The organism is Amycolatopsis viridis, assembly GCF_011758765.1.
GTDB classification, from domain to species: Bacteria; Actinomycetota; Actinomycetes; order Mycobacteriales; family Pseudonocardiaceae; genus Amycolatopsis_E; species Amycolatopsis_E viridis.
Map to the genome: position 1 here is coordinate 4,189,971 of NZ_JAANOU010000001.1, position 16,502 is coordinate 4,206,472.

22 protein-coding genes are annotated in these 16,502 nt (G+C 70.3%); 12 read left to right on the top strand and 10 right to left on the bottom strand.

Annotated features, from left to right (window positions below; all coding sequences use genetic code 11):
* Window position 1: 1 nt before the first annotated feature.
* The 3 genes from FHX46_RS20670 to hemW form a co-directional block, all read right to left on the bottom strand.
* Window positions 2–496, bottom strand: a complete 495-nt coding sequence (locus FHX46_RS20670; RefSeq protein ID WP_167117602.1) for a SigE family RNA polymerase sigma factor — start codon at window positions 494–496, stop codon at window positions 2–4.
* A gap of 113 nt (window positions 497–609) precedes the next feature.
* A complete protein-coding gene (locus tag FHX46_RS20675; protein ID WP_243871319.1) occupies window positions 610–1,080 on the bottom strand; it encodes a GNAT family N-acetyltransferase in 471 nt (156 codons plus the stop codon).
* Between the two features lie 130 nt (window positions 1,081–1,210).
* Window positions 1,211–2,395 (bottom strand): radical SAM family heme chaperone HemW, encoded by a 1,185-nt coding sequence (gene hemW, locus FHX46_RS20680; RefSeq protein ID WP_167121594.1) that lies wholly within the window; start codon window positions 2,393–2,395, stop codon window positions 1,211–1,213.
* A gap of 158 nt (window positions 2,396–2,553) precedes the next feature.
* On the opposite strand from hemW, the gene FHX46_RS29160 reads away from it, so the two are divergent.
* From FHX46_RS29160 to FHX46_RS20730, 11 genes are all read left to right on the top strand, one after another.
* Entirely contained in the window at window positions 2,554–2,625 is a 72-nt protein-coding gene (locus FHX46_RS29160; protein ID WP_354708697.1) for a putative leader peptide, read from the top strand.
* Between the two features lie 132 nt (window positions 2,626–2,757).
* Window positions 2,758–4,458, top strand: coding sequence for a nitrite/sulfite reductase (locus FHX46_RS20685; RefSeq protein WP_167117605.1), 1,701 nt, complete (start codon window positions 2,758–2,760; stop codon window positions 4,456–4,458).
* Window positions 4,455–4,616: an Insertion element protein gene (locus FHX46_RS20690; RefSeq protein ID WP_167117608.1), complete on the top strand. Its 162-nt coding sequence runs from the start codon at window positions 4,455–4,457 to the stop codon at window positions 4,614–4,616. Before FHX46_RS20685 ends, FHX46_RS20690 begins: the two co-directional genes overlap by 4 nt.
* Complete coding sequence (locus FHX46_RS20695; protein ID WP_167117611.1) at window positions 4,613–5,317, top strand: phosphoadenylyl-sulfate reductase; 705 nt, start codon at window positions 4,613–4,615, stop codon at window positions 5,315–5,317. The genes FHX46_RS20690 and FHX46_RS20695 overlap by 4 nt, the downstream gene beginning before the upstream one ends.
* A 10-nt stretch (window positions 5,318–5,327) precedes the next feature.
* Complete coding sequence (gene cysD / locus FHX46_RS20700; protein WP_208400222.1) at window positions 5,328–6,257, top strand: sulfate adenylyltransferase subunit CysD; 930 nt, start codon at window positions 5,328–5,330, stop codon at window positions 6,255–6,257.
* Window positions 6,257–7,558 carry a sulfate adenylyltransferase subunit 1 gene (locus tag FHX46_RS20705; RefSeq protein ID WP_167117614.1) on the top strand — a complete coding sequence of 434 codons (1,302 nt, stop codon included), beginning with the start codon at window positions 6,257–6,259 and terminating at the stop codon, window positions 7,556–7,558. The genes cysD and FHX46_RS20705 overlap by 1 nt, the downstream gene beginning before the upstream one ends.
* Window positions 7,559–7,597: 39 nt before the next feature.
* A complete protein-coding gene (locus FHX46_RS20710) occupies window positions 7,598–8,659 on the top strand; it encodes an ABC transporter substrate-binding protein (RefSeq protein ID WP_208400223.1) in 1,062 nt (353 codons plus the stop codon).
* 10 nt (window positions 8,660–8,669) lie between these two features.
* On the top strand, window positions 8,670–9,470 hold the full coding sequence (locus tag FHX46_RS20715; RefSeq protein ID WP_167117616.1) for an ABC transporter ATP-binding protein: 801 nt from the start codon (window positions 8,670–8,672) through the stop codon (window positions 9,468–9,470).
* A complete protein-coding gene (locus FHX46_RS20720; protein WP_167117619.1) occupies window positions 9,457–10,347 on the top strand; it encodes an ABC transporter permease in 891 nt (296 codons plus the stop codon). The genes FHX46_RS20715 and FHX46_RS20720 overlap by 14 nt, the downstream gene beginning before the upstream one ends.
* Window positions 10,344–11,057, top strand: coding sequence for a sirohydrochlorin chelatase (locus FHX46_RS20725; RefSeq protein WP_167117622.1), 714 nt, complete (start codon window positions 10,344–10,346; stop codon window positions 11,055–11,057). Before FHX46_RS20720 ends, FHX46_RS20725 begins: the two co-directional genes overlap by 4 nt.
* A 17-nt stretch (window positions 11,058–11,074) precedes the next feature.
* On the top strand, window positions 11,075–11,950 hold the full coding sequence (locus FHX46_RS20730; RefSeq protein WP_167117625.1) for a TIGR03854 family LLM class F420-dependent oxidoreductase: 876 nt from the start codon (window positions 11,075–11,077) through the stop codon (window positions 11,948–11,950).
* A gap of 3 nt (window positions 11,951–11,953) precedes the next feature.
* Here the strand turns inward: FHX46_RS20730 and FHX46_RS20735 are convergent, their stop codons facing one another.
* The 6 genes from FHX46_RS20735 to FHX46_RS20760 all read right to left on the bottom strand — a co-directional run bounded on the left by FHX46_RS20735 (window position 11,954) and on the right by FHX46_RS20760 (window position 15,245).
* The gene (locus FHX46_RS20735) at window positions 11,954–12,472 is read right to left on the bottom strand and encodes a DUF3558 family protein (protein ID WP_167117629.1); all 519 of its coding nucleotides are present in this window, start codon (window positions 12,470–12,472) and stop codon (window positions 11,954–11,956) included.
* 34 nt (window positions 12,473–12,506) lie between these two features.
* Complete coding sequence (locus FHX46_RS20740; RefSeq protein WP_167117631.1) at window positions 12,507–13,022, bottom strand: DUF3558 domain-containing protein; 516 nt, start codon at window positions 13,020–13,022, stop codon at window positions 12,507–12,509.
* Complete coding sequence (locus FHX46_RS20745) at window positions 13,019–13,300, bottom strand: hypothetical protein (protein ID WP_243871320.1); 282 nt, start codon at window positions 13,298–13,300, stop codon at window positions 13,019–13,021. Before FHX46_RS20745 ends, FHX46_RS20740 begins: the two co-directional genes overlap by 4 nt.
* A 417-nt stretch (window positions 13,301–13,717) precedes the next feature.
* Window positions 13,718–14,227, bottom strand: coding sequence for a DUF3558 domain-containing protein (locus tag FHX46_RS20750; protein WP_167117634.1), 510 nt, complete (start codon window positions 14,225–14,227; stop codon window positions 13,718–13,720).
* 56 nt (window positions 14,228–14,283) lie between these two features.
* Window positions 14,284–14,796: a DUF3558 domain-containing protein gene (locus FHX46_RS20755; protein ID WP_208401527.1), complete on the bottom strand. Its 513-nt coding sequence runs from the start codon at window positions 14,794–14,796 to the stop codon at window positions 14,284–14,286.
* A gap of 5 nt (window positions 14,797–14,801) precedes the next feature.
* Entirely contained in the window at window positions 14,802–15,245 is a 444-nt protein-coding gene (locus tag FHX46_RS20760) for a hypothetical protein (protein WP_167117640.1), read from the bottom strand.
* Window positions 15,246–15,365: 120 nt separating this feature from the next.
* On the opposite strand from FHX46_RS20760, the gene FHX46_RS20765 reads away from it, so the two are divergent.
* The gene (locus tag FHX46_RS20765; protein ID WP_167117643.1) at window positions 15,366–16,139 is read left to right on the top strand and encodes an enoyl-CoA hydratase-related protein; all 774 of its coding nucleotides are present in this window, start codon (window positions 15,366–15,368) and stop codon (window positions 16,137–16,139) included.
* Here the strand turns inward: FHX46_RS20765 and FHX46_RS20770 are convergent.
* Window positions 16,136–16,498: a barstar family protein gene (locus tag FHX46_RS20770; protein ID WP_167117646.1), complete on the bottom strand. Its 363-nt coding sequence runs from the start codon at window positions 16,496–16,498 to the stop codon at window positions 16,136–16,138. The two genes, FHX46_RS20765 and FHX46_RS20770, sit on opposite strands and share 4 nt — an antisense overlap.
* Window positions 16,499–16,502: the final 4 nt, after the last annotated feature.

Below are 16,502 nucleotides of genomic sequence, written 5' to 3' on the forward strand. Positions count from 1 at the left end.
ATCAGGCCACCTCCATCTCGGCGCCGAGGCGAACCCGCAGCACGGACAGGCCGCGGGAGATGTGACTGCGCACGGTGCCCACCGCGCAGCCGAGGACCGAGGCGATCTCGTGATCGTCCCGGTCCTCGTAGAACCGCAGCACGATGGCGGCCTGCTGGGCACGGCTCAGTCCGGCCAGCAGCTCCTTCAACTGCGCACCGTCGGCGATCCGCCCGGCCGGGTCGGCGGTGTGCGGTTCCCGAAACCAGGTTGGGTCCGCCACCGGCCGCACGGCCCGCTGGTACCAGCGGCGCCGCCACGACAGGTGCCCGTTGACGACCATCTTCCGCAGGTACAGGTCCGGGCGATCGGCCCCGGCGACCCGGGTCCACCGGCTGTGGGCCCGCACCAGCGCCTCCTGTACCAGGTCCTGGGCCAGCTCCCGGTCGCCGGTCAGGACCGCCGCGAACCGCACCAGCCCCGGCAGCTGCTCGCGGGCGAAGTCGTCGAAGTGCACGCTCAGCAGATGCCGACACCCCGGCCGCTGGTTGCAGCCGGCCGCACATTCCGGTCGAGATGAGACCTAGATCACTCCATCCGGCCCGGCCGGGCGGTCCACAACGGGCTCGGTTACGCGGGACTGCTGAAACGCAGCACATCGCCGTCGTCGGCGACGCACGTGAAGCCGGCCGCTTCGAGCACCCGCACCGACGCCGGGTTGCTCCGCTCGACCTGCGCGGACACGCTGCGCACTTGCGGCGAGCTGAGCGCGAACCGGGTCAGGGCGACGGTGGCCTCGGCGGCGTAGCGGCGGCCGCGGCGGCTCGGCACGATGCCGTAGCCGATCTCCACGACCCCGTCCTCGGGCGGCCAGAACAGGCCGATCGAGCCGACCACTTCACCGGTGGCCCGCTCGACCACCAGGTGGTGCCCGAGTTCGGCGAGCCAGTCCGGTCGCTCGGCGAGCAACCCGGCGATCACGACGTCGCCCTCGGCGGGGAAATCGGTCGCCCAGTCCTGGTGGCGCTCACCGGCACGGACGGTGGCAGCCTCCGCCTCGGTCCACGGACGCAGCAGAAGACGATCAGTACGGAAAGACAAGAGAAACTCCTGGTGAGAGAAAACGGGCAGGCGAAAGACGGCCGTTGACAGCCATATTCCTCGACCTCCCGAAATCACCAGGTTCGTCCGGCAAAGTAGCAGGACCGCACCGGCCGCGCCAGCGAAATGATCAGGCCGCCAGCCGGCGCACCAGGCCGTCGGCCAGCAGGCGCCCGCGGAAGGTCAGCACACACCGTCCGTTCTCCGCGAACGCGGCGGCGTCCAGCAGACCTTCTGCCACGGCCGCCTCGGCCTCGCGCACCCCGGGCGCGTCCAGCGCCGACACCGGCAACCCCTCGGCGAGCCGCAGCTCCAGCATGATCCGCTCGAACGCCCGTTCCCCGGCGGTCAGCACCTCACGGTCGGCCTCGGGCGCCTCACCGTTCGCCAGCACGGACGCGTACCGCGCCGGGTGCTTCACGTTCCACCAGCGCACGCCGCCGACGTGGCTGTGCGCGCCCGGCCCCGCGCCCCACCAGTCGCCGCCCCGCCAGTAGCCCAGGTTGTGCCGGCAGGCGGCAGCCTCCGACGCCGCCCAGTTCGACACCTCGTACCAGGTCAGCCCGGCTCCGGACAGCACGGAGTCGATCAGCTCGTAGTCCGCCGCGAGCACGTCCTCGTCCGGCGCGGGCAGCTCGCCCCGCCGGACCCGCCGGGCCAGCGCGGTGCCGTCCTCCACGATCAGCGAGTACGCCGACACGTGGTCGACCCCGGCCTCGAGCACCGCGTCGAGCGAGGCACGCAGGTCCGAAGGCCGCTCCCCCGGCGTCCCGTAGATCAGGTCGAGGTTCACGTGCTCAAACCCGGCCGCCCCGGCCTCCTTCGCCGCGGCGACCGCCCGGCCGGGCGTGTGCGTGCGGTCGAGGACCCGCAGCACGTGCGGCGCGGCCGACTGCATGCCCAGCGAGACGCGGGTGTACCCGGCCGCGCGGATCGCCGCGAAGAACTCCGGCGAGGTCGACTCCGGGTTCGACTCGGTCGTCACCTCGGCGCCCGGTGCCAGGCCGAACGCGTCCCGCACCGCGTCGAGCACGGCCACCAGCCCGTGCGCGCCCAGCAGCGATGGGGTGCCGCCGCCGACGAACACCGTCTCGGCGGCCGGGGCACTGCCCAGTGCCCGCGCACCCAGGGCCAGCTCGCGGCGCAGTCCCTCCAGCCACGACCCGGGCGAGGCGCTCGTGCCCAGCTCGCCCGCGGTGTAGGTGTTGAAGTCGCAGTACCCGCAGCGGGTCGCGCAGAAGGGCACGTGCACGTACACGCCGAAGGGCCGCGTCCCCAGGCCGGCCAGCGCGTGCTCCGGCAGCGTGAACGCCACCGGCGCGGAAGTCTCACTCACGTCGTCCAGTGTCCCTGATCCAGTGCGCTGCCCGGCTTGGCGGAGATTTTTTCAGCGTGACGCGTATCCCAGCATGCGGTGCGGGCTGGACCACATCCTGAGCAGCGTGGCACGCTGAGGCGGTGACTTATGCCGGAGTGCTCCTCGTGGTGCGTCGCCACGTCGACTTCCGGCGTGTCGCGAGCGCCCTGTGCCGCGAGACGAACTGACGCCGCCACCCGCCACCCCAGCTAGGACGAGCGGGCGCCGTCACGCCGCGGACTGCGACTCCCCACCACGGGTTCGACCAGGGCTTTTCCGTGCGCACGGCGCCTTCGCGAGAGCCCCGGAAGGACTCGAACATGGCTTCGCCGACGCGCGACAACCCGGCCGCCGCCCGGACCCCGCGAGCCCGGCAGCGGCGTGGTGAGGGCCAGTGGGCCCTCGGCTACCGCGAACCGCTGAACCCGAACGAGCGCTCCAAGAAGGACGACCATCCGCTCAACGTTCGATCGCGGATCGAAAACATCTACGCCAACGGCGGCTTCGGCTCGATCGACCCGGGCGACCTGCGTGGCCGCTTCCGCTGGTACGGCCTCTACACCCAGCGCAAGCCCGGGATCGACGGTGGCCGCACCGCGACGCTGGAGCCGGAGGAGCTGGACGACGAGTACTTCATGCTCCGCGTCCGCATCGACGGCGGTGCCCTGACCACCGAGCAGCTCGCGGTGATCGGCGAGATCTCGCAGACCTACGCCCGGGACACGGCCGACATCACCGACCGGCAGAACATCCAGTACCACTGGATCCGGATCGAGGACATGCCCACGATCTGGGAGAAGCTCGAGGGCGTCGGCCTCACCACGATGACCGCCTGCGGCGACAGCCCGCGCGTCATGCTCGGCTCCCCGGTGGCCGGGATCGCCGAGGACGAGATCATCGACGGCACCCCGGCACTGGACGAGATCAAGCGCCGCTACCTGGGCAAACCCGAATACGCGAACCTGCCGCGCAAGTTCAAGACCGCGGTGTCCGGCCAGCCCGACGTGGCCCACGAGATCCACGACGTCGCGTTCGTCGGCGTGCACCACCCCGAGCACGGCCCCGGCTTCGACGTGTGGGTCGGCGGCGGCCTGTCCACCAACCCGATGATCGGCCAGCGGCTCGGCGCGTGGGTACCGCTCGACGAGGTGCCCGAGGTGTGGGAAGGCGTCATCGGCATCTTCCGCGACTACGGCTACCGCCGCCTGCGGTCCCGCGCCCGGTTGAAGTTCCTGGTCAAGGACTGGGGTGCGGAGAAGTTCCGCGAGGTTCTCGAATCCGAGTACCTCAAGCGGAAGATGATCGACGGCCCGGCGCCCGAGGTGCCCGCCGTGCAACGCGACCACGTCGGCGTGCACAAGCAGAAGGACGGCAAGTTCTACGTCGGCGCCGCCCCCATCGCCGGCCGGGTGTCCGGCTCGACCCTGATCAACGTCGCGAAGGCGGCCGAGCGCGCCGGGTCGAACCGGGTGCGGCTGACGCCGCTGCAGAAACTGCTCGTCCTCGACGTCGCCGCCGAGGACGTCGCGGGCCTGCGGTCCGAGCTCGCCGAGCTGGGCCTGCCGACCGACGCGAGCCCGTGGCGGCGCGGCGTGATGGCCTGCACCGGCATCGAGTTCTGCAAGCTCGCGATCGTGGAGACCAAGGTCCGCGCCAAGGAGCTGGTGGCCGCGCTCGAGGAGCGCCTGGCCGGCATCCAGGACCAGGTGGACAACCCGGTCAGCGTGCACATCAACGGCTGCCCGAACTCGTGCGCGCGGATCCAGACCGCGGACATCGGCCTCAAGGGCCAGATCGTGACCGACGACGACGGCAACCAGGTCGAGGGCTTCCAGGTGCACCTGGGCGGCGGGCTCGGGCTGGACGCCGGGTTCGGCCGGAAGCTGCGCGGCCACAAGGTGACCGGCGACGAGCTGATCGACTACGTCGAGCGGGTCGTGCGCAACTACCTGAGCCAGCGCGACGAGGGCGAGCGCTTCCCGCAGTGGGTGGCCCGTGCCGACGAGGCCGATCTGCGATGACGGCACCGTCCGAACGGGCGACGCCGTTCCACTGCCCCTACTGCGGCGACGAGGACCTCCGCCCCGACGAGGGCGGGGCGTGGCTGTGCGGCGCGTGCCGCCGCGTCTTCACCGTCAAGTTCATCGGGCTGCGCTTTCCGGAAGGAGCGAGCAAGTGACCACCGCGACGAGGACCGAGGAACTGAAGGCACTGGCGGAGAAGGCGTCCGCCGAGCTGGCCGACGCGACCGCGCTGGAGGCCCTGCGCTGGACCGCGGACACCTTCGGCGACGACTTCATCGTCGCCTCCAACATGCAGGACGCGGTGCTCATCGACCTCGCCACCCAGGTGAAGTCCGATGTGGACATCCTGTTCCTGGAGACCGGCTACCACTTCGCCGAGACGATCGGCACCCGGGACGCGGTGGCGACCGTCTACCCGGACGTGCGGATCGTCAACGCCGCCGCCGAGCAGACCGTGGCGCAGCAGGACGCCGAGCACGGCCCGAGGCTGCACGAGCGCGACCCGAACCTGTGCTGCCACCTGCGCAAGGTGGTGCCGCTGCGGAAGACCCTGGCGAACTACTCGGCGTGGGTCACCGGGGTGCGCCGGGTGGACGCGCCGACCCGGGCGAACACCCCGATCGTGACCTGGGACGAGCGCAACGGCCTGGTCAAGGTGAACCCGATCGCGCCCTGGACCGACGAAGAGTTCAACGCCTACATCGCCGAGCACGGCATCCTGCAGAACCCGCTGGTGGGCGAGGGATACCTGTCGATCGGGTGCGCACCGTGCACGGCGAAGGTGGCCCCGGGGGCCGATCCCCGCAGCGGCCGGTGGGCCGGCAAGTCCAAGACCGAGTGCGGCCTGCACGCGTAGGGAGAGGGAATTGACGACCACGGCGCACGTGAACTCGGCGGCGGTGCCCGACCTGGACAACCTGGCCGCGCTGGAATCCGAAGCCATCCACATCTTCCGTGAAGTGGCGGGTGAGTTCGACCGGCCGGTGATCCTGTTCTCCGGCGGCAAGGACTCGACGTTGTTGCTGCACCTGGCGATCAAGGCGTTCTGGCCGGCGCCGGTGCCGTTCCCGCTGCTGCACGTCGACACCGGGCACAACTTCGACGAGGTCATCGCGTTCCGCGACCACGTCGTGGAAAAGCACGGCCTGCGACTGATCGTCGCGAAGGTCCAGGACTGGATCGACGACGGGCGCCTGGCGGAACGGCCCGACGGCACCCGGAACCCGTTGCAGACGCAGCCGTTGCTGGACACCATCGCGGAGCACAGGTTCGACGCGGTGTTCGGCGGCGGGCGCCGCGACGAGGAGCGGGCGCGGGCCAAGGAACGGATCTTCAGCCTGCGCAACGCGTTCGGGCAGTGGGACCCGCGCCGCCAGCGTCCCGAATTGTGGAACCTCTACAACGGCAGGCACCGTCCGGGGGAACATGTGCGGGTGTTCCCGCTCTCCAACTGGACCGAAGCCGATGTGTGGAACTACATCGCGCGTGAACAGGTGGAGCTGCCCTCGATCTACTACGCGCACCGGCGCAAGGTCTTCAAGCGCGACGGCATGTGGCTGACCGAAGGGCCGTGGGGCGGTCCGCGCGATGGCGAGGAGGTGACGGAGCTGACGGTGCGCTACCGCACGGTCGGTGACGGCTCCTGCACCGGCGCCGTGGAATCCACAGCGTCGACGGTCGAGGAAGTGATCGCCGAGGTGCTGGCGAGCCGGCTCACCGAGCGCGGCGCCACCCGGGCCGACGACCGCCTGTCGGAGGCTGCCATGGAGGACCGCAAGCGGGAGGGTTACTTCTGATGAGCTCGTTGCTGCGCCTGGCCACGGCCGGGAGCGTGGACGACGGCAAGTCCACTCTGGTCGGCCGTCTGCTCTACGACACCAAGTCGGTCCTGGCCGACCAGCTGGACGCGGTCACCCGCGCCAGCGTCGACCGTGGTCTGTCCACTCCGGACCTCTCGCTGCTCGTCGACGGCCTGCGCTCGGAACGCGAGCAGGGCATCACGATCGACGTCGCCTACCGCTACTTCGCCACCCCGAAGCGCTCGTTCGTGCTCGCCGACACGCCCGGGCACGTGCAGTACACCCGCAACACGGTCACCGGGGCCTCCACGGCGCAGCTGGCGGTGCTGCTGGTCGACGCGCGCAAGGGCGTGATCGAGCAGACCCGCCGCCACGCCGCGGTGCTCGCGTTGCTCGGCGTGCCGCGCCTGGTACTGGCGGTGAACAAGATCGACCTGGTCGACTACGACGAGGAGACCTTCCGGGTCATCGCGAAGGAGTTCACCGACCACGCGACGTCACTGGGTTACGCCGACGGATCGGTGCTGACGATCCCGGTGTCCGCCCTGGCGGGGGACAACGTGGTCGAGCGCTCGGCGCGGACCCCGTGGTACTCCGGCCCGACGCTGCTGGAACACCTGGAGACCGTGCCGGTCGCGCCGGACCCGCACGACGCGCCGTTCCGCTTCCCGGTGCAGTACGTGATCCGGCCGCGCACGCCGGAGCACCCGGACTACCGCGGCTACGCCGGTCAGGTCGCGGCGGGCACCGTGCGGCCCGGGGACGAGGTGGTTGTGCTGCCGGCGGGCCTGCGCACGACGGTCCAGCGGATCGACACAGCGGACGGTGAGCTGGCCGAGGCCGGCGCCGGCCGGTCGGTGACGCTGGTGCTGGCCGACGACCTGGACATCGCGCGTGGTGACGTGATCGCGGTGGCGGGTTCGGCCCCGGTGCCCACCGACGAGCTGGACGCGACGCTCGCCTGGCTGTCGGAGAAGCCGCTGCGCCCGGGCGCGCGCGTGCTGGTCAAGCACGGTGCGCGCACGGTGCAGGCGTTCGTGGAGGAGTTGTCCTCCCGCTTCGACGAGCAGAAGTTGTCCACTCTGGAGTCGCCGGAGACGTTGCAGCTCAACGAGATCGGCCGCGCCAGGGTCCGCCTCGCGGAGCCGCTGCCGGTCGACGAGTACGAGGTGAGCCGGCGCACCGGCGCCTTCCTGGTGATCGACCCGGCCGACGGCACCACGCTGGCGGCCGGGATGGTCGGTGCGCCGCTTCCCGTGCTGCGCAGCGACCGGGACGTGGTTTCCCCCGGCCCGTAACTCCCCATCCCCCAACCGAAAGGTCCGCCCGTGAAAACCATGCGACGCAGCATTCGTGTCGTGGCTCTGGCAGCAGCAGCGTTGTCCGCGTTGGCCGTGGTCACCGGATGTTCGCGGGCGGACCGTTCGGAGGGGACCGCGGCCGCGGCCGATCAGGGCCCGGCCGGTGAGGTCCGGCTGGGGTACTTCCCCAACGTCACCCACGCCTCCGCGCTGATCGGGCTGGACCAGAACCTGTTCGCCCAGCACCTCGGGAACACCAAGCTGGTGCCGACCAAGTTCAACGCCGGCCCGGAAGAGGTGAACGCGCTGCTCGGCGGCTCGCTGGACATCGGCTTCATCGGCTCCGGCCCGGCGATCAACGCCTACGCGCAGTCCGGCGGCGAGGCGGTGCGGCTCGTCGCGGGCGCCACCTCCGGCGGCGCGCAGCTGGTGGTGAAACCGGAGATCGGCACCCCGCAGGACCTGCAGGGCAAGACCGTGGCGTCGCCGCAGCTGGGCAACACGCAGGACGTCTCGCTCAAGAAGTGGATCGCCGACCAGAAACTGACCGGCGTGAACGTGCAGAACATCGACAACGCGCTGACGCTGGACCAGTTCAAGTCCGGAGCCATCCAGGGCGCGTGGCTGCCCGAGCCGTGGGCGTCCCGCCTGGTGCTCGAGGCCGGCGCGAAGGTACTGGTCGACGAGAAGAGCCTGTGGCCGGGCGGGCAGTTCCCCACCACCGTGCTGATCGTGCGCACCCAGTTCCTGCAGCAGCACCCCGCCACCGTCACCGCGATCCTGCAGGGCCTGCTGGACGCGAACACGCTGGCAGGGACCGATCCGGCGAAGGCGAAGGCCGCGGTGAACACCCAGTTGCAGCAGCTCACCGGCAAGTCCCTCACCGCACCGGTGCTCGACCGCGCCTGGCAGGGCATCCAGCTCACCACCGACCCGCTGGCGGCGCAGTTCCCGCAGCTGTCCCAGGACCAGGTGACCGCCGGGGTGAAGAACAAGGCGCCGGAACTCGGCGGGTTCGCCGACCTGACCCTGCTCAACACCGTGCTCGCCCAGGCCGGCAAGCCGCCCGTCAGCGCTGCCGGCCTGGACAAGAAGTAGGAGGTTGCTCATGACCGCCACGCTGGGGCGTCCGCCGGTGGAACCCGCCACCGGGCACGCCGTGCGGCTGTCCGGGGTGCACAAGAGCTTCGGGCAGGGACGCGACGCGGTGACCGCGCTCGCCGGCGTCGACCTCGACGTGGCGCCGGGTGAGTTCGTCTGCCTGCTCGGCGCGTCCGGTTGCGGCAAGACCACCCTGCTGAACCTGATCGCGAACCTCGACCGGCCGACCGCCGGTGAGATCGAGCTGACCACGTCCCGGCCTGCGGTCATGTTCCAGGAGGCGGCGCTCATGCCGTGGCTGACCGCCGCGGCGAACGTCGAGCTGCCGCTGAAGCTGGCCGGGGTGGGTCGCGCCGAGCGCCGGACCCGCACCGGCGAGCTGCTGGAACTGGTGCGGTTGTCCGGCGTCGGCGGCAAGCGCCCGCACGAGCTGTCCGGCGGCATGCGGCAGCGGGTGGCGCTGGCGCGCGCGCTGGCCTCGGCCACCCACACCGACGACGGTGAGCAGCGCCCGTCGCTGCTGCTGATGGACGAACCGTTCTCCGCGCTCGACGCCATCACCCGGGACGTGCTGCAGGCCGAGCTGGTGCGCATCTGGGAGGCGACCGGCACCGCGGTGGTGTTCGTGACGCACGACGTGCGCGAGGCGGTCCGGCTGGGTCAGCGGGTCGTGCTGCTGTCGTCGCGGCCGGGCAAGGTCGTGCAGCAGTGGCGGGTCGACGGGCTGACCGGGCAGGACGAGGTCACCGCCGTGGACGTGATCAACCGGCGCCTGCGTGAGGTGATCAGCAGCCATGCCGCCGCTTGAGGGTCCGGCCGCGGAACCGGACGCCGCGGCGGTCGAAGCCGGCCTCGACGCGCTGGACACGCCGGCCCGTCCGGTGGAGAAGGCGGGTGGCTGGCGCCGGTTCGCCCGGTCGGTGCTGCCGCCGGTGGCGTTCCTGGTGCTGGTGATCGTGGTCTGGCAGGCGTTGTGGGCCGCCGCGTTCTGGCCGGAGTACCAGCTGCCCGCACCGCTCGCGGTGTGGGACGAGTTGTGGTCGCAGTTCACCAGCGCACGGGCGTTCGGGTTCGTGTGGACCTCGGTGCACCGGGCGGTGCTCGGGTTCCTCATCGCGATCGTGATCGCCACCCCGCTCGGGCTGCTGGTCGCGAAGGTGCGGCTGGTGCGCGCCGGAATCGGCCCGTTCCTGTCCGGCCTGCAGAGCCTGCCGTCGGTGGCGTGGGTTCCGGCCGCGGTGCTGTGGTTCGGGGTCGAGCCGGCCGCCATGTACGTCGTGCTGCTGCTGGGCAGCGTGCCCTCGATCGCGAACGGCCTGGTGGCCGGCATCGACCAGATCCCGCCGATCCTGCCGCGGGTGGGCAAGGTGCTCGGCGCGGGACGGCTGGCGTCGGCGCGGCACATCCTGCTGCCCGCGGCCCTGCCGGGCTACCTGGCCGGGCTGAAGCAGGGGTGGGCGTTCTCGTGGCGGTCGCTGATGGCGGCGGAGATCATCGCGACGTCCCCGCTGCTGGGCAAGGGCCTGGGCGCCTACCTCGACGACGGCCGGTTCCTCAACGACATGTCGACAGTGATCGCGGCGATCGTGCTGATCCTGCTCGTCGGTGTCGGCATCGAGCTGCTGGTCTTCCGGCCGCTGGAGCGGTCCGTGCTGCGGGCCCGCGGACTGAACGGGTCGTTGTGATCCCGCTCGTCGCCGTCGCGCACGGCAGCCGGGATCCACGGTCGGCGGCGACCGTGCGGGCGCTGGTGCGCCGGATCGCGGCGCCCGGGCTCGACGTGCGGGTGTCGTTCCTGGACCTGTCCGCGCCGCTGGTGACCGACGTGCTGCGGGACCTCGTGCGTGCGGGGCACCGGGAAGCCGTGGTGGTGCCGTTGCTGCTGGGCAGCGCCTTCCACGCGCGGGTCGACCTGCCCGCGCTGGTGGCCGAGGTGCCCGAGCTGCGCGTGACGATCGCCGACGTGCTGGGCGCGGACCTGGAGGGGGTCGCGTTCGACCGGCTCGCCGCGGTGGCGGACGTGTCCGATCCGGGGCTGGGTGTGGTGCTGGCGGCGGTCGGATCGTCCCGGCCGGCTGCGAACGAGGCGGTCGCCGCGCTGGCTCGCCGGTGGCAGTCGCGGCACGGTTTCCGCGCGGTGGCGGCGTTCGCCAGCGCCGCGAAGCCGGACGTCCCGGCGGCGATCGCGAAGTTGCGCGCCCGCGGTGCGCGTCGGATCGCCGTCGCGTCCTGGTTCCTCGCGCCCGGGTTGCTGCCCGACCGGATCGCGGAGCAGGCCCGGGCGGCCGACCCGTCCGTCGTGCTCGCCGGCCCGCTGGCGGACGATCCGCGCGTGGCAGAGCTGGTGCTCGCGCGGTACACCACCGCCTTGGCCGCTGCGCGACGGTCGGCCTGAGCCGTACGGTGGGAGGCGTGAAGATCCGGATCGGGGTGGGCCTGGGCGCGGAGACGCCGCCCGCGGAGCTCCCGGGACTCGTGGACCGTCTGGAGGCCGCCGGGGTGGACTCGGTGTGGTTCTCCGAGCAGGTGTACTCCGACGCGGTCGACCCGTTCATCGGGATGGCGCATGCGCTTGCGCGGACGTCACGGCTGAAGGCGGGCACGTCGGTGGCGGTCCTGCCCGGGCGCCACCCGGTGCTGGTGGCCAAGCAGATCGCCGCGCTGGCGGCGCTGGCGCCGAAGCGGGTGCTGCCGGTGTTCGGCCTGCGCCCGGCGCGACGCGGCGAGTGGGACCTGTTCGACGTTCCGGCCGGTTCGCGCGCCGCCGTGTTCGACGAATCGCTGCGGTTGCTGCGCACGGTGCTGTCCGGTGGCGGGGACTTCGCCGGTGAGTTCTGGAAGCTGGAGGGGATTTCCGTCGGCCCGCTGCCGTCCCGGCCCGTGGACATCTGGCTCGGCGGCACCGCGCCCGCGGCGTTCCGCCGGATCGGCCGGTACGCCGACGGATGGCTGGGCAGTTTCCTCTCCCCCGCCGAAGCACGGCGGGGCCGCGCGGAGATCGAGGCCGCCGCGGCCGCGGCGGGCCGCGAGATCGAACCGGACCACTACGGGATGAGCCTGTTGCTCAGCGAGGACGGCATCCCACCCGAGCTGGCCGCCGCGGCGCGGCAGCGCCGGCCGGACACCGACCCGGCCGACGTGATCGCCACGAGCTGGCCCGCGCTCCACCGTCTCCTCGACGCCCACGTCGAAGCCGGCCTGACGAAGTTCGTGATCTACCACCGGGGCGGGTCGTTCGCGGAATTCCTGGACCGCTTCGCCGAGGAACTGCTGCCCCGGCAGAACTGACGCCTACCGAACCTTCGGCAGCAGCGGCTCGAGCCGCTCCGCCAGCGCCTTGGCGTCCACGCACGCCTGCGGATCGTCCGGACCGGTGGCGAGTGTCATCAGCACGAGGGCGCGCGCATGCTCACCCACTTCGACCGCGATCGCGCACCCGCCGGTGGGGATGTCGGCCTGCATGGCGCGACGTCCGTTGATCGTCAGGTCCACGACACCCTTGTTCCTCGCCGCGAACTCGTCTAGCCCTTGCACCGGATCCAAAGCCAGTGCGTTCCCCTTGACACCCGGCTTCGTTGCATCGCACTCGTTGCGCCGGGTCTTGTTCTCCCCCGGTTGGTACCCCTGCCCCGCGTTGAGCTGATCCAGCACTCGACACGCGTTGAGACCGGCGAACACATCAGGGCGCTGCTGCGAACTCGTTTCGGGCGCCGGTGAGGCTGTTCCCGCCACCGTGGCGGTACACGCAGCCGCAGCGAAGACGATGGCAGTAAGAGCAACAGCCTCGCGGACTCTACTGTTGATGGTCACCTGAATTCCCGGCCCCCTTGACTGCTTAGCTGTATCACTGCACCTTGGGCAGCAGCGGCTCAAGCTTCTCGGCAAGGGCGTGAGCGTCTAAGCACGCCTGCGGATCACGGGGGCCGGTAATCAGGGTAGCCAGTACCAGCGCACGAGCGTGCTCACCCACCTCTACTGCGATCGCGCACCCACCGGTGGGGATGTCGGCCCGCAGCGCGTCGCGCCCGTTGACCGAGGTGCTCCTCACGGCCGTGTTCGCCTGGGCGAACTCACTCAGGCCCTGCATGGGATCCAGCGCCACACCGAGGGTTCCGAAGTCGTGCTTGGTCGCACCGCACTGGTTGCGGTGGCTCTTGTTCTCCCCGGGATCGAACCCTTGCCCCGCGACAAGCTGATCGAGTATCTGACACGCATTCAGACCGGCGAACACATCGGAATCAACCACACCTGAAGTTGGTGCCGGCGATGCCGTGCCCGGCACCGTGGTGGTACAGGCCGCACCGGCCAACACCAGGCACGCGCAACTTATGATGGGCGCAATCCGCAACTTGATTCTCAACGAAATTCCTGGTCCTTGAAGATGGTGAGAGCTCGGGTGGAAGCCTCTTCGGAGGCGTCGTACTTGCTGATCGCGATCTTGATAGCCTGTCTGAGGCTGGCGAGCATCTCCTGAGTCGCATAGAACACGCGGACGAGAGAGCGATCATCCGAGTCCATAGCCACGAGGAAATGTACCGCTGCTCTCTTTGCATATTCATCGGTACCGAACTTCGGCACCTGCTGGAGCAGATAGATCCTCTGACTCAGAGCGGACATTCGCTCCTGCATCTGCGTCACGGCGCGCAGCAGGTGTGATCCCCGTCTCCTCGTCCACCGCCCAGTGGCCCGCCTTCGCGTCCGCCAGCATCCGCTTCGCGTCCGCGTTCATCGTGTTCAGGTTGTCCTCACCACCGAACACGGCCGCGATCCGACCGGCGGCCGTCCCACTGTCCTCGGTCACAGCCCACCCCCTCCGGCCTGCACCGTATCGCGACCCTGACCCACTGTCACCAACTCGCCCCGGTGCGCAGCCGATCACCGCGCCACCCGCGGTGGGCCGGCCGACATGGTCACCACGAGCTGACCCGCTCACCAGCCTCGCCTCGACACTGCCTGACGAAGCTTGTGATCCCCCGGAGCCGGGATCGTCGTTCAAGGCTCATGGACGGCTTCGCCCAGGAACCACTGCCCGGCAGAACCGACACCTACCTGCACCTACGGCAGCAGCGGCTCGAGCCGCTCCGCCAGCGCCTTGGCGTCCACGCACGCCTGCGGATCGTCCGGACCGGTGGCGAGTGTCATCAGCACGAGGGCGCGCGCATGCTCACCCACCTCGACCGCAACCGCACAGCCGCCCAGCGGCATGTCAGCCTGCATGGCGGGACGTCCGTTGATCGAGGTCTGCACAGCCGCCGCGTTCCGTTGCGCGAACTCATTGAGTCCCTGAACAGGATCAAGGGCCAGACTGTCGGTAGCGGCACCCGGTTTCGTCGCCGTGCATTCGTTCCGCCTGGTCTTGTTCTCCCCTGGAGCGTAACCCTGACCGGCGTTGAGCCGGTCCAAAACCTGACAAGCATTCAAGGTCGCGAACAAGTTCGCGGTCGGAGTAGCACTCGCACCAGACGCTGGCAATGGCGTCCCCGCCACTGTGGCAGTGCAAGCGGCCGTGGCGAACACGATGGCATTGACAGCGACAGCCTGACGAACTCGGCTGTTGATGGTCACCTAAATCCTGATCCTCATACCTATGGACAAAGACGCGAACACCGCCGACAACCGACTTACTGCGGCTTCGGCAGCAGTGGCTCGAGCTTCTCGGCAAGAGCATGCGCGTCCACGCACGCCTGCGGGTCGCGGGGACCTGTCGCGAGCGCCACCTGGACCATGGCGCGAGCGTGCTCGCCCACCTCGACCACGATCGCACACCCGCCCAAGCGGATCGGTGCCTGCAATGCGTCACGCCCGTTCACAGAAGTTCTCACAACACTGTCGTTCGTCTCGGTGAACTCGCGAAGCCCCTGCACTGGATCCAGCGCGAGACCGTAGGTCGAGACTCCAGGTTTCGTGGCACCGCACTCGTTGCGTCGGCTCTTGTTCTCCCCGGGACTAAACCCTTCGCCCTGGACGAGCTGATCCAGAACCACACACGCATTGAGGCCGGCGAACACGTCAGCGTTCGCGGTGCCGGCCGAGGCCGGTGCCGGTGATGCCGTGCCAGCCACCGTGCTGGTGCACGCAGTTGCGGCCAAGGCCAGACACGCAATGCCTGTGGTGACGCGAGCGAGGCAAACCATGAGGGTCACCTTGAATCCTGGTTCTTGAACGTGTTGAGAGCCTGCGTCGCCGCCTCTTCTGAGGCGTCGTACTTGCTGATGGCGATCTCGATGGCCTGACGAAGGCTAGCGAGCATGTCCTGGGCCGCGTAGAAGACTCGAACCAGAGATTGATCATCCGAGTCCATCGCGGCAAGGAAATGCGCGGCCGCCTTCCGGGCATACTCGTCATTGCCGAACTTGGGCGCCTCCCGCAACCGACCTATCCGCAGGTTGACCTCCCTTAGGCGGTCCTGCATCTGCGTGACCGCGCGCCGCAGGTGTGATCCCGTCTCCTCGTCCACCGCCCAGTGGCCCGCCTTCGCGTCCGCGAGCATCCGCTTCGCGTCCGCGTTCATCGTGTTCAGGTTGTCCTCACCGCCGAACACGGCCGCGATCCGACCGGCGGCCGTCCCACTGTCCTCGGTCACAGTCCACCCCCTCCGGCCTGCACCGTATCGCGAGCCTGACCCAGTGTCACCAACTCATCCCGGTGCGCAGCCGCTCACCACGCACCACCCGGGGCGGGCCGGCCCAACTATGGTGAGGCCGTGACTGATGAACTGGTGCATTACTCGGTGCGGAGTGGTGTCGCGACGATCACCCTGGACTCGCCGCACAACCGGAACGCCCTGTCCGCTCAGCTGCGCCGCGAGTTGTCCGGCGCGCTCGCCCAGGCCAAGGACGACGACGCCGTCCGCGTGATCGTGCTCACCCACACCGGCACGGTGTTCTGCGCCGGCATGGATCTGAAGGAGGCACGCGGCGCCGGGGCCGGGGACCAGGGCGTCAACGAGTTTCCGCGGATCCTCGAGCAGATCTGGACCAGCCCCAAACCGGTCGTCGCGAAGCTGTCGGGGGTCGCGCGGGCCGGTGGGGTGGGCATGATCGCCGCCGCGGACATCGTGGTCGCCACCACCGCGGTCACCTTCGCGTTCTCCGAGGTCCGCATCGGCGTCGTGCCGGCGGTGATCTCGCTGACCGTGCTGCCGCGCGTCCACCCGCGCGCCGCTCAGGAGCTGTTCCTCACCGGCGAGGTGTTCGACGCCGAGCGGGCCGCCGAGATCGGGCTGATCACCAAGGCCGTCGACGCGGACCGGCTGGACGCCGAAACCGAGCGCTACGTCAAGTCCCTCGCGCTCGGCGGCCCGGCCGCGCTGGCCGCGACGAAGGAACTGCTGGCGAGCCCGCGCCCGGCCACCCCGGCGGACGGGTTCCCGGAGATGCTCGAGCTGTCCGCGCGGTTCTTCGCGAGTGAGGAGGGCCAGGAGGGCATCCGCGCGTTCGCCGAGAAGCGCAAGCCGAACTGGGTCCCGCAGGACTAGCCGTCGGTGAGGGCGACCGTGAGCCGGCGGCTGTCGGCGCGGTCGCCGCCCGGCGCGAGGGCCCGCTCGGCGTCCGAGAGCACGCTGCGGATCGCCAGGTACGCCTTCGGGTCGGCCTGCTTCAGCAGGTCCGACCCCTCCCACACGAGCACGTGTTCGCCGTAGGGCAGCCACGACAGGTCGGTGAGGCAGTCGTAGAGCGCGTCCAGGTTGCGGCCGAACCAGTCCGGAAAGGACAGGGCGGACGCGATCGCGTCGAGCGCGGACATCTTGTCGGTGGGCCGGCTGCCGATGAGGTGCGAGTAGGCACCGCGTGCGCGGGCCTGCTCGACGATCTTCTGCGAAGACGTCTGGGACATGGGA

Excerpts from the sequence above, each read along its gene's own strand:
- FHX46_RS20710 (WP_208400223.1), top strand. The coding sequence starts at position 7,598 with ATGCGACGCAGCATTCGTGTCGTGGCTCTGGCAGCAGCAGCGTTGTCC.
- FHX46_RS20685 (WP_167117605.1), top strand. The coding sequence starts at position 2,758 with ATGGCTTCGCCGACGCGCGACAACCCGGCCGCCGCCCGGACCCCGCGA.
- FHX46_RS20705 (WP_167117614.1), top strand. The coding sequence starts at position 6,257 with ATGAGCTCGTTGCTGCGCCTGGCCACGGCCGGGAGCGTGGACGACGGC.
- FHX46_RS20755 (WP_208401527.1), bottom strand. The coding sequence starts at position 14,796 with ATGGTTTGCCTCGCTCGCGTCACCACAGGCATTGCGTGTCTGGCCTTG.
- FHX46_RS20715 (WP_167117616.1), top strand. The coding sequence starts at position 8,670 with ATGACCGCCACGCTGGGGCGTCCGCCGGTGGAACCCGCCACCGGGCAC.
- FHX46_RS20770 (WP_167117646.1), bottom strand. The coding sequence starts at position 16,498 with ATGTCCCAGACGTCTTCGCAGAAGATCGTCGAGCAGGCCCGCGCACGC.
- FHX46_RS20690 (WP_167117608.1), top strand. The coding sequence starts at position 4,455 with ATGACGGCACCGTCCGAACGGGCGACGCCGTTCCACTGCCCCTACTGC.
- FHX46_RS20720 (WP_167117619.1), top strand. The coding sequence starts at position 9,457 with ATGCCGCCGCTTGAGGGTCCGGCCGCGGAACCGGACGCCGCGGCGGTC.